13 protein-coding genes are annotated in these 13,441 nt (G+C 67.6%); 3 read left to right on the top strand and 10 right to left on the bottom strand.

Features of this window, described 5'->3' with window-relative positions; translation table 11 throughout:
* The 6 genes from ACLD0U_RS00310 to ACLD0U_RS00285 form a co-directional block, all read right to left on the bottom strand.
* Positions 1 to 1,065 carry a LacI family DNA-binding transcriptional regulator gene (locus ACLD0U_RS00310; protein WP_179409260.1) on the bottom strand — a complete coding sequence of 355 codons (1,065 nt, stop codon included), beginning with the start codon at positions 1,063 to 1,065 and terminating at the stop codon, positions 1 to 3.
* A gap of 2 nt (positions 1,066 to 1,067) precedes the next feature.
* Positions 1,068 to 1,958, bottom strand: coding sequence for a carbohydrate ABC transporter permease (locus ACLD0U_RS00305; RefSeq protein ID WP_179409261.1), 891 nt, complete (start codon positions 1,956 to 1,958; stop codon positions 1,068 to 1,070).
* Positions 1,951 to 2,913 carry a carbohydrate ABC transporter permease gene (locus tag ACLD0U_RS00300; protein ID WP_179409262.1) on the bottom strand — a complete coding sequence of 321 codons (963 nt, stop codon included), beginning with the start codon at positions 2,911 to 2,913 and terminating at the stop codon, positions 1,951 to 1,953. Before ACLD0U_RS00300 ends, ACLD0U_RS00305 begins: the two co-directional genes overlap by 8 nt.
* A 10-nt stretch (positions 2,914 to 2,923) precedes the next feature.
* On the bottom strand, positions 2,924 to 4,195 hold the full coding sequence (locus ACLD0U_RS00295; RefSeq protein WP_410339487.1) for an ABC transporter substrate-binding protein: 1,272 nt from the start codon (positions 4,193 to 4,195) through the stop codon (positions 2,924 to 2,926).
* Between the two features lie 124 nt (positions 4,196 to 4,319).
* Positions 4,320 to 5,717 (bottom strand): sulfatase, encoded by a 1,398-nt coding sequence (locus tag ACLD0U_RS00290; protein ID WP_242519389.1) that lies wholly within the window; start codon positions 5,715 to 5,717, stop codon positions 4,320 to 4,322.
* Between the two features lie 135 nt (positions 5,718 to 5,852).
* A complete protein-coding gene (locus ACLD0U_RS00285; protein WP_410340253.1) occupies positions 5,853 to 6,623 on the bottom strand; it encodes a MerR family transcriptional regulator in 771 nt (256 codons plus the stop codon).
* 154 nt (positions 6,624 to 6,777) lie between these two features.
* Between ACLD0U_RS00285 and ACLD0U_RS00280 the strand changes: the two genes are divergently transcribed.
* Positions 6,778 to 7,617 carry a DUF4097 family beta strand repeat-containing protein gene (locus ACLD0U_RS00280; protein ID WP_410339486.1) on the top strand — a complete coding sequence of 280 codons (840 nt, stop codon included), beginning with the start codon at positions 6,778 to 6,780 and terminating at the stop codon, positions 7,615 to 7,617.
* The gene (locus ACLD0U_RS00275) at positions 7,614 to 8,246 is read left to right on the top strand and encodes a PadR family transcriptional regulator (protein WP_410339485.1); all 633 of its coding nucleotides are present in this window, start codon (positions 7,614 to 7,616) and stop codon (positions 8,244 to 8,246) included. The genes ACLD0U_RS00280 and ACLD0U_RS00275 overlap by 4 nt, the downstream gene beginning before the upstream one ends.
* A 151-nt stretch (positions 8,247 to 8,397) precedes the next feature.
* Here ACLD0U_RS00275 and ACLD0U_RS00270 read toward each other — a convergent pair whose 3' ends face one another.
* The gene (locus tag ACLD0U_RS00270) at positions 8,398 to 8,940 is read right to left on the bottom strand and encodes a universal stress protein (protein ID WP_206550650.1); all 543 of its coding nucleotides are present in this window, start codon (positions 8,938 to 8,940) and stop codon (positions 8,398 to 8,400) included.
* A gap of 151 nt (positions 8,941 to 9,091) precedes the next feature.
* On the opposite strand from ACLD0U_RS00270, the gene ACLD0U_RS00265 reads away from it, so the two are divergent.
* A complete protein-coding gene (locus ACLD0U_RS00265) occupies positions 9,092 to 9,277 on the top strand; it encodes a DUF3073 domain-containing protein (RefSeq protein ID WP_179411688.1) in 186 nt (61 codons plus the stop codon).
* A 221-nt stretch (positions 9,278 to 9,498) separates the two neighbouring features.
* Here the strand turns inward: ACLD0U_RS00265 and ACLD0U_RS00260 are convergent, their stop codons facing one another.
* The 3 genes from ACLD0U_RS00260 to purM are packed head-to-tail and all read right to left on the bottom strand — an operon-like array spanning position 9,499 to position 13,420.
* Complete coding sequence (locus tag ACLD0U_RS00260) at positions 9,499 to 10,815, bottom strand: CynX/NimT family MFS transporter (RefSeq protein ID WP_410339484.1); 1,317 nt, start codon at positions 10,813 to 10,815, stop codon at positions 9,499 to 9,501.
* Entirely contained in the window at positions 10,812 to 12,278 is a 1,467-nt protein-coding gene (gene purF / locus ACLD0U_RS00255) for an amidophosphoribosyltransferase (protein ID WP_179409269.1), read from the bottom strand. Before purF ends, ACLD0U_RS00260 begins: the two co-directional genes overlap by 4 nt.
* A 23-nt stretch (positions 12,279 to 12,301) precedes the next feature.
* Positions 12,302 to 13,420, bottom strand: coding sequence for a phosphoribosylformylglycinamidine cyclo-ligase (gene purM, locus ACLD0U_RS00250; protein WP_274368195.1), 1,119 nt, complete (start codon positions 13,418 to 13,420; stop codon positions 12,302 to 12,304).
* Positions 13,421 to 13,441: the final 21 nt, after the last annotated feature.

Raw genomic sequence — 13,441 nt, 5'->3', positions numbered from 1 at the left:
TCACAGCCGCGTCGCGCCCGGGGCGTCGAGGTCGGTGGAGCCGCCGGGGAACAGCGACCACGGGAATTCATGCAGGCGCGTCGGGTCGGTGTCGTCGGCCAGGGCCCGATCGACGATCACCTTCGCCTGACGTGCGTAGAAGTCGGTGGGTCCGACAGTGGTGAGCGTGGGAGCGACGGATGCCGCATGGGGCGTGTTGCCCACACCCGTCACCGCGAGGTCGTGCGGCACGCGCAGGCCCAGCATGTGGGCGGCGTTGATCACCGCGATGGCCGCGAAGTCGGTCGTCGCGTACACCGCGGTCGGGCGCCGCGGCGACGACAGCAGCGCCACCGCGGCCTCGAACGCACTCGCGTGCGTCGTGGTGTAGCTCTGCACCCACGACGGGTCGACCGTCAACCCGTGAGCGGCCATCTTCTCCTGGTACACGCTGTACCGGGAGCGGTCATCGGTGGCCAGCATGCTCTCGGCGGCCAGGCAGCCGATCTCGACATGCCGCTCAAGCAGGTGATCCATCGCCAGTTCGCAGCCCGGCAGCGCCTCGGAGCGGATCACATCGAACCCGTTGGGCTCGAGCGTCTCCGAGAACACCACCAGGCGCTGACCGCGCTCGACCAGGTCTGCCAGGTGACGGCGACCGGGCTCAGTGTCGGGAGCCTGATCGAGATAGGCCACATCGCACTCGATGCGATCGAGTGCCGCGTGCCAGTCGCCGTCCGCGAGGATCAGCGTCGTCAGGTCGTGCTGCTTCGCCTCGGCGTTGACCGCGTCGGCGACCGCGAGCGCCCACGGATCGCTCAGCATGTGCAGGGCCAGCTGCACCGTCTCGGTGCGCCCGGTGCGCATGGCACGCGCCGAGCGGTTCGGCCGGTAGTTGAGCTGTTCGGCGGCTTCTCGCACGCGCCGGATGGTGTCCGGGGCCACACCGGCCCCGGACACCCCGTCACGGCCCGAGAAGACGTACGACACGGTCGCCGTCGACACCCCGGCCCGTTCGGCCACCATCCGCAGAGTCGGCCGTCGACGTGTCGTCGAGACTCCATCAGCGCTGAGAGAATCCGCCATGTTTACCCCTTCGATCCTGAGAAGGCGATGCCCTGAATGAACTGCTTCTGCAGGATCATGAAGGTCACGAGCATCGGCAGGGTCGCGAGCAGCGCTCCCGCCATCAGAACAGGGTAGTCAGTGCCGTGCAGTCCGACGAGCTGCGCCAGACCGACCGACAGGGGCATCTTCTCGGGATCGGTGGTGACAACCAGCGGCCAGAGCAGGTCGTTCCACGACCACAGCACGGTGAACACCGTCAAGGCGACGATGCCGGGCTTGGCCAACGGCACCATGATGCGCCAGAAGGTCTGCCACGGGTTTGCGCCGTCGATCCGCGCCGCCTCTTCGAGTTCCGCCGGCAGCGACATGAAGAACTGCCGCATCAGGAACGTGCCGAACGCGCTGAAGATGCCGGGCACGATCAGCGCCTGCAGGGTGTTCAGCCAGCCGAGCGACTGAATGATCTCGTACTGCGGCAGCAGGTACAGCTGCGAGGGCACCATCAGCACCGACAGGAACAGCACGAACACGACGTTGCGCCCGGGGAACGGGATGCGCGCGAACGCGTAGCCGGCCATGGTGCACAGCACGACCTGGCCGACCGTGCGGCCGATGGTCAGCAGCACCGAGTTGGTGAACATCTGCGCGAAGGGCATCGAGTCGAAGACCTCGCCGAAGTTGGTGAACACCCACGGGTCGGGGATGACCACCGGCGGCACCTGCACCGAGTCCTGGAACGTCTTGAAGGCGGTCAGGGTCTGCCAGATGAACGGGAACACCATCACCACGGCGCCGAGGATCAACACGATGTGCACGATCCAGACGCCGCGGTTCTTCGGCGAGCGCCCCGCCTGCTGCGAGACCCCGGAGGCGTCGACCACGGCGCGTGTGTCCAGCGAGATCTCACTCATAGTGCACCCACTTCTTCTGCAGACGGAACTGGACGACCGTCAGGACGAGGATGATCAGCAGCAACAGGAACGCGATCGCGGCCGCGTAGCCGCGCTCGTTGTCGATGAAGCCGGCTTCGTAGAACAGGTAGACGATCGTGCGGGTGTTCGGCATGGCCGGGTTGTTCACCCCGAGCATCATGTAGATCAGGTCGAAGACCTGCAGCGCGCCGATCACGCTGATCACCGAGACGAAGAAGATGCTCGGCGACAGCAGCGGGATGGTGATCGAGAAGAACTTGCGCACGGGGCCGGCGCCGTCGAGGTCGGCGGCCTCCATGATCGTGTCCGGGATGCCCTGAAGCCCAGCGAGGAAGATCACGACGTTCGTCCCGAGGCCCGCCCAGATGCCGACGACCGCGATGGCGACCAGCGCCGTACTCGGGTCGGTCAGCCAACTGCGCCCCTCGACGCCGAACCAGCCGAGCATCGTGTTGAGCACACCGAAGTCGCCGTTGTAGATCATGCGCCAGACCAGCGCGATCGCGGCGGGCATCGTGACGACGGGGATGAAGTACAGGGTGCGATAGACGCTGCGACCCTTGAGGCCCGCGGTGTTCAGCAGCGCGGCGATCGCCACGGCGACGGGGATGCCGATGAGCGCGATGCCCGTGTAGATGGCGGTGTTGCGCAGCGCCCCGATCAGTTCGGGGTCCTGGAACAGCCGCTCGTAGTTGGCCAGCCCCACCCATTCCGAGCCACCGAAGGGTCCGGACTCGGTGAACGACATGAACATGGTGCGCACGGTGGGCCACAGGTAGAACACCAGCAGGCCCAGTGCGGTGGGGCCGATGAAGACCAGTGCCCACCAGGGTGAGGCACCGGGATTGCGCCGACGGCGGCGGATGCCGGAGGTCTTCGCCTCCGGCATCCGCTCGGTCGACGTGTCGGCGCTGCGCGCGACGACGTCGGTCATGCTGTGTTCCTTACTCGGAGTCGAGGGCTGCCTGCATCTTCGATGCAAGCTCCTGCAGGCCATCTGCCGGGGTGACGTTGCCCGCCCAGACCTGGGAGAGGATCTCGCCCTCGACGCTGGTCCAGGCGGCGGTGTTCTGCGATGCCGGGTAGGCGACGGCCGTGTCGAGCGCGTCGATGTACGCCTGCAGGTTGTACTGCGGGAGCGCGTCGACCCAGACCTGCTGCTTGCCGTCGAATGCCGGGATCACGGTGCCCGAGTCGGCCATGATGTCGGCCGCGGCCTCGCTGCTGGCGAAGACGGCGAACTCGGTGGCCGCCTCGACGTGGTCGCCCTTGGCGTTGACGACGTTCGCCAGACCGTGGATGACGCTCTGGTTGCCCGCGGGGCCGGCGGCCAGCGGGGCGACGTCGACCTTGTCGGCGATGTCGGCGTTGTCGGCGTAGGTGTGCGCCGCCCACGAGCCGTTCTGGAACATGGCGACCTTGCCCGACAGGAAGAAGTCCTGCGCCGAGGTGTCGGTCATCTGCTGCGCGGTCGGCGACGATCCCGCCTCGATGAGGTCGGTCCACAGCTCGATACCGGCGAGCGCCTCGGGCGTGCCGTAGCCGCTGGTGGTGCCGTCGGCGCTGATGACCTCGCCGCCGGCCTGGGCGATCGAGTTGTAGTAGTTCTCCTGGCCCGCCTGCGCTGCGGCGATGCCGAACTGGCCCTTGGCGGGGTCGGTCAGCTTGGCCGCGGCGTCCTTCATGTCATCCCAGGTCCAACCGGCCGTGGGGTAGGCGACGCCCGCCTCGTCGAAGAGTTCCTTGTTATACCAGAGGCCGATGGTGTCGAAGTCCTTCGGCGCACCGTAGAGGGCGCCGTCGAAGGTGTACAGGTCGACGAGCCCCTCGGGGTAGTCGGCGGGGTCGAGGTCAGCGCCCTCGAGCGGTGCGATCACACCGTTGGATGCGTACAGCTGGAAGTTCGGGCCGTTCATCCAGAACACGTCGGGAGCCGCGCCGCCCGAGACCGAGGTCTGGAGCTTCGTGAAGTACTCCTTGTACGGAGTGGTCACGAGCTTGATCGACACGTTGGGGTTCTCGGCGGTGAACGCGTCGGCGATCGCCTGCATCGCCGGCTCCTGCTTCTGGTCCCAGATGCCGTATTCGAGAACGATCTTCCCGTCCGGATCGGCGCTACCGGCGTCGGCGCTGCTGCAGCCGGTGAGGGCGAGTGCTGCGGCTGCGGTCACCGCGAGTGCGGTGCCTCCCCGTCGGGTCAATGCTGTCGATCGCATGCGATCCTCCCTTGGATCTGTTGGGGTCGGGCTGTGATGCCGGGATACGTGTTAATCGTTTATCTAAACGATTAACAGCAGTGTAATCACAGCATCCCGACGATCACAACACTCGGCCGCGGCCTCAGCCGCGACCGACGCCGGCGAGATCCATCTGCGAACGCCAGGCAGCACGCGCAGCCTGGAGCCGTTCGACGATCTCGGGGTGCTCAGCGGCGACATCGCGCTGCTCGACAGCATCCGACCGCAGGTTCACCAACGAGAGTCCGGCACCGGGCTCGGTGTGCTCGGTCCTGCGGATCTCCTCGGCGTGCCCGGACGCGTCGTCGACGTACCGCAGCTTCCAGTCCCCCTGCCGCACGGCCCACTGCCAGCGGCAGTCCCAGTGCAGCTCGTCGCGCACAGCATCCGCCTCGCCGCGCAGGAAGGCGCGCAGATCGCGCCCATCGAGGCCCGAGTCGTCGGCGCCGGCGACGGCGACGGCGGTGCCCGCGATATCCATCGAGCTCACCAGCCCCCGCCGGTGCGCACCGGCGGGCAGCTGCCCCGACCAGCGCATCAGGAAGGGCACGCGGATGCCCCCTTCGAGCAGCGTGTACTTCGACCCGCTCAGCGGCGTGTTCACGCCGTAGTTGCAGTTCGAGCCGCCGTTGTCGGTGGTGTAGACGACGATGGTGTCCTCGGCGATGCCGAGATCGTCGAGCAGATCGAGCAGGCGGCCGATCTGGGCATCCATCAACTCGAGCTGCGCGAGGTAGTACTCGCGTCCGTTCGGCAGGTTCGGGCTGATCGCACCGTCGTACCAGTCGAGGTACTCGGCTGCGCCCGGGTACCAGTCCTCGAAGGCGGGCAGCCCGCGCGCCTCGAGCTCTTCGGGCGGCAGCTGCCAGCAGAAGTTGTGCACGGCGTTGAAGGCGACGGTTGCGAAGAAGGGGCGCTCGTCGTCATCGGCGATGAACGCCGCCGCACGATCGGCGATCTCATCGGTGAGAAAGCGCTCGACCTCGACCGGCTCGCCATTGGCCGACAGCGGTTGCACGGCCATCGCACGGGTCGCCTCACCGTACTCGGCGACCGCGGCGTCGGAATGGCGCAGGTAGTTCAGGCGCCCCATCGACTGACCGGCCAGGCCGTAGAACGAGTCCTCGAAGCCATGCTGGGGCGGGGTACCGCGGTCCCCCTCGCGTTCGCCCCCGTAGTGCACCTTGCCGTAGTACCCGGTGCGGTAGCCGGCATCGCGCAGGCGCTCGGCGACCGTCAGGTGGTCGGCTCCCGGCACGGCGGAGTCGTCGAACCAGTGCGCGCCCCAGCGCTGCTGATAGGCCCCGCCGATGAGTCCGGCCCGCGAGGGGGAGCACACCGGCGCAGTGACGTAGGCCTCGTCGCAGGTGACACCCTCGGCCGCCAGGCGGTCAAGTGACGGCGTGCGCACCGCCGGGTCGACGCCGAGCGCGGACCTGTCGGCATAGCCGTGGTCGTCCGAGACGATCACGAGAACATTGGGGCGGCGGGACTCGGGCATGGACATCGGACTCCTCATCGAACCTGAAACGTTTAGCAATCCGACGCTAGCCCCTGCCCCGCACGTTGCACAAACGCTCACGATCAGACGCGCACGACGGGGGTGCGGACGCCGCCCGCACCCCCGCGATGTGGACTACAGCGCCGCCGCGGCGTAGACACGCAGGGCGTCGCGCACGAACTCCGCACCGGCGGTGCCGCCGTCGCGGGTGGCGTAGTTGGCCGCGAAGCGCAAGTCTGCGACGTACATATCGGCGAGGCCGAGCACGTACGCCTTCGTGTCACCCTCACTGTCGGATGCCGGTGTGCCGGGCACGCTCATGAGCCATGCGACATGACGGCGCGCGAGGTCCTGCGCGGCATCGGATGCCGGATCGACCCCACCTTCGGCCGCGGCCACCCAATCGCCGGCCAGGTCGGCAACGCGCTGCTGCCACTCCCGCCGCTCATCGGCGCTCATGCCACGCCACCAGCGGTCACCCGCCGCGTAGGCGTTCTTGCCCCAGCGCTGCTCGACCTCTTCCTTGTAGCGGGTGTGGTCGAACCCGTCGAACATGTTCTCGGCCATGATCGGCCCTCCTTCTCTCAACGCGTGAATGGTGCTCTCGACCGAAGCGATCTGCCGCAGCATCCGCTCCTGTTCCTGGCGCAGCCAGGCCAGGTGCGCTTCGAGCGCACCCTCCTCGGATTCACCGCGGTCGAGCACGTCGGCGATCTGCGGCAGGCCGAGCCCGAGCTCGCGCAGCAGCAGGATGCGCTGCAGGCGCACGAGCGCCGTCCGGTCGTAGTGGCGGTAGCCGTTGCGCGCGACGCGCGACGGCGCGAGCAGTCCGATGTCGTCGTAGTGCCGCAACGTTCTGCTCGTGGTTCCGGCGAGTCGCGCGATCTCTTGGATCGACCAGTCCATGGCATCCCTTCCGTCATTGAGGACCACGCTAGAAGTTGACGCCGCGTCAAGGTCAATCCTTCTCGGCAAACCCCCAGGCGCAATCGAGATATATCGTGTTATTCTCGCTTCAACGCGATATATCTCGATATCGCCGAACTCAGGAGAGAACGACATGACCGAGAAGTGGCTCATCGCCCCCGGCGAGGAACGCGTCATCGACATCGCCTCGGCGTCCCGGCTCAAGGTCGGGCTCGTCGGCGGCCAGGTCGACGTCGTGGCGCACGACGAACCCGGCATCCGCATCGAGGTGCACGGGGTCACCATCAAAGACCTGCGCATCGAATCCGACGGCACCCAGGTCGAGATCGACCACCCCCAGATCGGGTGGGACAACTTCCTCGACGTCTTCCGCAACTTCGGCGCCGGTGGCCCCAAGGCCGAGATCAGCATCGCCGTTCCGCGCGGCATCGCCCTCACGCTCGGCGTGGTCAGTGCCGGAGCCCTGATCTCGGGCATCCGAAACGACGCGCGACTGAACACCGTCTCGGGCGACATAATCGCCGACAACATCTCAGGCGACCTGACGCTCAACAGCGTCTCGGGCGACGTGCAGGTGCGCGCCCTCACCGGCTCAATCAACGCCAACAGCGTCTCGGGCGACGTGGCCGTCACCGGCACCATGCACAAGGCAACCGTCGACACCGTCTCGGGCGACGTGCTCGTCGAGGCCATCGGCGACATGAACACCATCAACCTGAACACCGTCTCGGGCTCCACCCGGATCCGCCTCGACGAGACGCTGCCCGCCAACTACGTGCTGCGCAGCATGAGCGGCAAGCTCACCGTCGACGGCATCGAGCGCTCGGGCGGTGGCCCCGCCACCTACACCGGACAGAAGGGCGAGCTCGCCGGCAGCTTCGTCGACGTGCGCGCCAACTCGGTCTCAGGATCGATCGCGGTGCTGCGCCGCCCGCAGGTGTCGGTCGCCGACGACGCGGAGTGGGAATCATGACCCCCGCGGTCTTCTCGCACGGCGACCTGCGGCTGTACCTGCTGTCGCTGCTCGCCGAGTCTCCGCAGCACGGCTACGGCATCATCCAGGCGCTCACCGACCGCACCGGGGGCACCTATACCCCCAGCGCCGGCACCATCTACCCTCGACTCGCGAAGCTCGAAGAAGAGGGCCTGGTGTCGAAGACCGTCGACGGACGCACCACGATCTACGCGATCACCGACGCCGGCCGCGCCGAGCTCGCGGCCCGCGAGGGCGAGCTGGAGGGCATCGAAGAGGGACTGTCCGACTCGGTGCGCCTGATCGCCAGCGAGGTGCGACACAGCGTGCAAGAGGCGATGCGCAGCCTGCGCGCCGACCTCGCCACCGCCGCGCAGAAAGAGAAGCGGGATGCCAAGGAGCGCGCACACGCCGACTCGATGAGCGACGAGCGCACCACCAGCCGTGAGCAGCTGGGCCGGGCGGATGCTGCCCTCAACGCCTTCCGCGCTCAGGTGCGCACCGATCTGCGCACCCATGTGGCGCGGGGTGGCGCACTGCCGGCATCCGTCGTCGCAGACCTGGAGCAGGCGCTGGACGACGCGGCCCGCGCGGTGACCCGCGCCCTGGCCACTCCGCCCCAGGACTGACCCCCGCGGCTGGGCCGGCCCCGTGTCGCGCCCGGCACCTGTCACCGAGACCCCCACCTACCGTCGAGACCCCCACGTATGGACGTCCATACGTGGGGGTCTCGACGTGAACTGGGGGTGTCGGCGCGCGGCGCGAGTGGGCGCGGCGTGGCTACTCGGTCCAGACGTCTTCCTGGTCGTCGGGCACCGGCTCCTCCTGCGGCACGACGAGCACCGAGCGGTGCTGCCGATGGGCCAGGCGTGCCGCGACCGACCCGGTGAAGAACTCCCGGATCGACTCCCCCAGGCCGCGCTTGCGCGTACCCACCACGATCAGCTGCGCATCGAGCCGCTCCGCGAGCTGCTTGATCGCCAGGGCCGGGTCACCCACCAGCTGGCGTGCGGTCCAGACGATATCGGCCTTCTTCAACAGCTGCTCGGCGGCCTGCTGCACCTCTTCGAACTCGGCGATGCCCGAGTCGATGTTCAGGTCGATAGGCGCCGAATGCACATAGCCGTCGGGGTCTTCATACGTCACGAACCGCGTGACGTCGACGTGCACGACAACGAGCGGCGAACCGAGCAGCTTCGCGTACTTCACTGCCTCATCGAGAACGTGCCCGGGTTGGCCGGGTTGCAGGCCGACGATGACCGCCTTCTGCAGGGCGGCGTTCTGTGCTGCCTCGTCGGATGCTGCGGGCGTGGAATCCGTCATGTCGATCCTTCCGCTCGAAGGCCGCAGGACGGCCTGGTGGTCTGGCGTGCGTGCTATCCTGAATGCTACTCTTACCGGCCTCGAGCCGGTGCCGTGAATATCATCGGGCATGCACCGCCCGCTGCTGAACTCGTAAAAGGGGGTCTCGCGCATGGGCCGTGGCCGTCAGAAGGCGAAGCACACAAAGATTGCTCGCGAACTCAAGTCGTACAGTCCGGATGTGAATTTCTCCGCCTTGGAGAGTGAACTCGGGCATCCCTCGTCCGAGGACCAGTACGTCGACAAGTGGGCCGACATGTACGAAGACGAAGACGAGGACGAGCTCGAGCGAGCCTGATCCGCTTCTCCGCACGACAGACACCCTGGCGACCAGCATCCGCTGAGTCGACCAGGGTTTCGTCGTTGCCACTCGGTGGAATTCAGAGGCCTGCCTGCCGCGCACGAGAACAGGACGGTTGACGAGAACAGGCTGAATCGCTCCGAATCATCCTGTGCTGGGTAAAGAGCCTGTTGCGGATGACGTCTGCGCGCCCAGGTCTGACCCTGCCCGCATCGCCCTCACCACTTCCCGTGCCGGCGCTCCCATTCGTCCTCGACCGTGACACGCCTGCCGGCGATCATCCCCGCCGGGAACGTCACGACGAGCACACCGGCCACGATCAGCAGCGGCACCGTCCACGCATGCGTCAGGTCGTGCAGCACGCCGATCAGCAGCGGAAAGACCGCGGCGAACGTGTAGCCGACGCTCTGCACGAAACTCGACAGCACGACGGCGCTCTCGGGCGTGCGCGACCGGATGCTGATGAGCACCAGCGACAACGGGAACAGCACACCGACCAGGCCGAACAGCACCATCCACAGCGGCAGCAGCCCCGGCAGCGGGGCCAGGAGCAGTCCGATCAGACCGATCAGACCCCCGATCGACCCGAACGCGAACAACGGACGCGTCGCCTGGAACCGCACCACGAGCACCGGCACCAGCAGGGATGCCGGTAACGACACGGTGGCGAACAGCGACAGCAGGAACCCGGCGGTCGCCGCGCTCACTCCCGCCAGATCGACGAGGATCACCGGCATCCACGCGAAGGTGACGTACGCCATCGTCGATGACGTACCGAAGGTGAACGCCAGCGCCCACACCAGCGGAATCCGCCGCAGCCGCCCGAAGATGCGCCGTGTCGCCGGCGCCGTCGCGATCGGGCCGGTCAGCGCCGGCTCGTCGCCGCCCGAGGACGGCCGGGTCACCGGCGCCGTGCGCGGCGCCTCCTGCGGCGCGGAGTGGCGGATGCTGTCATCCGCCGGGCGCAGCAGCATCAGCATCCACGGAATGGCCCCGGCCAGAGCGAACGCACCCCACATCGCCAACGAGAACCGCCAGTCGGTCGCCTCGGCCACCGGCACAGCCACCATCGGCGGCAGGAACGTCGAGAACGACATCGCCGTGGTGTACAACGTCATCATCAGCCCGATGCGATCGGGGAAGTACTTCTTCACCAACGGGGGCAGCAGAATGTTGCCCATCCCGACGCCGGCGAACGTCAGTGCCGTCGCCGCGAGCAGCCCGACCGAGTCGCCCACCAGCCCACGCGAGACGATACCGGCCGTGATCGTCAGCAGAGCGATGACGGCGACCCGTTCGATGCCCAAGCGCTGCTCGAGCATCGGAGTGATCAGACCGAACAGCGCGAAACAGACCGGCGGAATCGTGCCGATGATGCCGAGCACCGTGGGCGACACGGTGAAGTCGGCACCGATCAGTTCGATGACCGGCGACAGCGATGCCACGGCCGAGCGCAGAGAGAACGCGCACAGCACAATGCCCAGCATGGCGAGCGCGCGGCCCCGCCAGAGCGGGCGCGCACTCGCCCGGGTCATGACGTCTGGGACTTCTCGACCCAGTCGAGGTACTCGTCGGTGACGGTTCCGGTGACGTAGCGCCCGTCGAAGCAGCTGAGGTCGAGGTCGGTCAGATCGGTGCCCTCGATGATCGCCGCCTTGAGGTCTTCGACCTCTTGGTAGACCATGCGATCGGCACCGAGTTCCTCGGCGATCTCGGGGATGGTGCGCCCGTGAGCAATCAGCTCGTGCTTGGAGGGCATGTTGATGCCGTACACGTGCGGGTAGCGCACCGGCGGCGCGGCCGAGGCGAAGATCACCGACTTGGCGCCGGCGTCGCGCGCCATCTGGATGATCTGCTGGCTGGTGGTGCCGCGCACGATCGAGTCGTCGATGAGCAGCACGTTCTTGCCGCGGAACTCGGTCGACATCGCGTTCAGCTTCTGCCGCACGCTCTTCTTGCGCACCGCTTGCCCGGGCATGATGAAGGTGCGACCGACGTAGCGGTTCTTGTAGAAGCCCTCGCGGTACTCCTTGCCGAGCTTGCGGGCCACCTCCATCGCCGCGGGACGCGACGAGTCGGGGATCGGCATGACCACGTCGATCTCGTCGAGCGGCACGTGCTTGGCGATCGTGTCGGCCAGCTTGTCGCCCATCCGCAGGCGCGACTCGTAGACCGAGACGCCGTTCATGACCGAGTCGGGACGGGCGAGATAGACGTACTCGAACGCGCACGGCGTGAGCTGCGTCTGCTTCGCGCACTGGCGGGTCGACAGCTCACCGTCGTTCGAGATGAACACGGCCTCGCCGGGGGCGACCTCGCGCACGATCTCGTAGTCGGCATTCTCGAGCACCAGCGACTCGCTGGTGACGACCCACTCATCGGCATCGCCCGGTGCCGCGCTCGTGCGGCGGCCGAGGATGAGCGGGCGGATGCCGAACGGATCGCGGAACGCGAGCAGACCGTAGCCGGCGATGATCGCGATGACCGCGTACGCGCCCTCGATGCGCGCGTGCGTGCGCTCGACGGCGTCGAAGATGCGATCCGGGTCGAGGTCGACGGTCGAGGTCGAGGTCTGCAGTTCGCCGGCGAGCACGTTCAGCAGCAGCTCGGTGTCGCTGGACGAATTCAGGTGCCGACGGTCGCGGTAGGCCATGTCGGCGGTCAGCTCACGCGTGTTCGTGAGGTTGCCGTTGTGGATGAGCACGATGCCGTACGGCGCGTTCACGTAGAACGGCTGCATCTCTTCTTCGTTGGAGGCCGTGCCCTTGGTGGCATAGCGCACGTGCCCGAGGCCGACGTTACCGAGCAGCGCGCGCATATCGCGCGTGCGGAAGGCCTCGCGCACCATGCCCGAGGCCTTCGCCATGTGCATGACGCCGCTCGACTCGACGGTCGCGATGCCGGTGGCGTCCTGACCGCGATGCTGCAGTAGCAGCAGGGCGTCGTAGATGTCCTGGTTGACGGGGCCGTTTCCGACCATTCCGACGATGCCGCACATGGAGTGTTACTTCATCCGTTCTGTCAGTGAGCGGTCTCGGCGTATGCACCCACGAGGCGCACCGCTCCACCGTCGACGCCCTTGGCGCCTTCTTCGTACTCGCCCTCGGGGCGCGCGCCGGTGTGCACCGTCGCGACCTGCCAGGCGGGGATGCCCTGGGCCTCGATGTTCGCGATCGCGGCGTCCTTGTGCTCAGCCGCGACGACGGCGAGGAACCCGATGCCCAGGTTCCAGGTGCCCTCGGTGTCGACGATCGGCGTGCCGGCGATGTCGGCGAGCACGCGGAACACCGGGCTCGGCGACCAGGTCGACCGGTCGACGTCGGCCCAGCTGCCCTGCGGGAGCACACGGGCGAGGTTGGCCGCGATGCCGCCGCCGGTCACGTGGCTCAGCGAGTGGATGCTACCCGCCGGAAGGTTCTCGATGAGCTTCAGCAGCGGTGTCGTGTACAGGCGCGTCGGCTCGAGCAGGGCCTCGCCCCAGGTCGTGCCGAAGTCGGCGGCGGTGTCGCCGTAACCGATGCCGGCGTTCGCGACGATGTGACGCACCAGCGAGTACCCGTTGGAGTGCAGACCGCTCGAGGCGAGCGCGATGACGGCGTCACCGTCGCGCACCAGGTCGGCCCCGAGCACAGCATCCGCCTCGACGACTCCCGTCGCGGCGCCCGCGACGTCGTAGTCGCGCGGTCCGAGCAGACCCGGGTGCTCTGCCGTCTCTCCCCCGACCAACGCGGTACCGGTCGCCGAGCAGGCCTCGGCGATACCGCGGACGATGTCGGCGATGCGCTCGGGCACGACCTTGCCGCACGCGATGTAGTCGGTCATGAACAGCGGCTTCGCACCCACCACGACGATGTCGTCGACGACCATGCCGACCAGGTCTTGCCCGATCGTGTCGTGCTTGTCGATGGCCTGCGCGATCGCGACCTTCGTGCCGACACCGTCGGTGCTGGATGCCAGCAGCGGGCGGCGGTAGCCGAGCAGGGCGCTGGCGTCGAACATGCCGGCGAAGCCGCCGACACCACCGAGCACCTCGGGCCCGTGGGTGGCGCGCACCGAGGCCTTCATGAGTTCGACGGCGAGGTCACCGGCAGCGGTGTCGACACCGGCTTGGGCGTAGGGATTGGTGGAGGATTCTGCCACGGCAACAGCCTACCGGCCCGC

The sequence above is a fragment of the Microbacterium sp. 2216-1 genome (assembly GCF_046507855.1).
Classification (GTDB): Bacteria; Actinomycetota; Actinomycetes; order Actinomycetales; family Microbacteriaceae; genus Microbacterium; species Microbacterium esteraromaticum_C.
Note: the sequence above shows the minus strand (reverse complement) of the source record. Positions and strands in the feature narration are given on the sequence as shown.

Bases quoted from the DNA above. Each gene is read 5' to 3' on its own strand.
- purF (WP_179409269.1), bottom strand. From the start codon at position 12,278: ATGTGCGGCATCGTCGGAATGGTCGGAAACGGCCCCGTCAACCAGGAC.
- ACLD0U_RS00290 (WP_242519389.1), bottom strand. From the start codon at position 5,717: ATGCCCGAGTCCCGCCGCCCCAATGTTCTCGTGATCGTCTCGGACGAC.
- ACLD0U_RS00310 (WP_179409260.1), bottom strand. From the start codon at position 1,065: ATGGCGGATTCTCTCAGCGCTGATGGAGTCTCGACGACACGTCGACGG.
- ACLD0U_RS00295 (WP_410339487.1), bottom strand. From the start codon at position 4,195: ATGCGATCGACAGCATTGACCCGACGGGGAGGCACCGCACTCGCGGTG.
- ACLD0U_RS00270 (WP_206550650.1), bottom strand. From the start codon at position 8,940: ATGACGGATTCCACGCCCGCAGCATCCGACGAGGCAGCACAGAACGCC.
- ACLD0U_RS00285 (WP_410340253.1), bottom strand. From the start codon at position 6,623: ATGGACTGGTCGATCCAAGAGATCGCGCGACTCGCCGGAACCACGAGC.
- ACLD0U_RS00265 (WP_179411688.1), top strand. From the start codon at position 9,092: ATGGGCCGTGGCCGTCAGAAGGCGAAGCACACAAAGATTGCTCGCGAA.
- ACLD0U_RS00280 (WP_410339486.1), top strand. From the start codon at position 6,778: ATGACCGAGAAGTGGCTCATCGCCCCCGGCGAGGAACGCGTCATCGAC.
- ACLD0U_RS00275 (WP_410339485.1), top strand. From the start codon at position 7,614: ATGACCCCCGCGGTCTTCTCGCACGGCGACCTGCGGCTGTACCTGCTG.
- ACLD0U_RS00305 (WP_179409261.1), bottom strand. From the start codon at position 1,958: ATGAGTGAGATCTCGCTGGACACACGCGCCGTGGTCGACGCCTCCGGG.
- ACLD0U_RS00260 (WP_410339484.1), bottom strand. From the start codon at position 10,815: ATGACCCGGGCGAGTGCGCGCCCGCTCTGGCGGGGCCGCGCGCTCGCC.
- ACLD0U_RS00300 (WP_179409262.1), bottom strand. From the start codon at position 2,913: ATGACCGACGTCGTCGCGCGCAGCGCCGACACGTCGACCGAGCGGATG.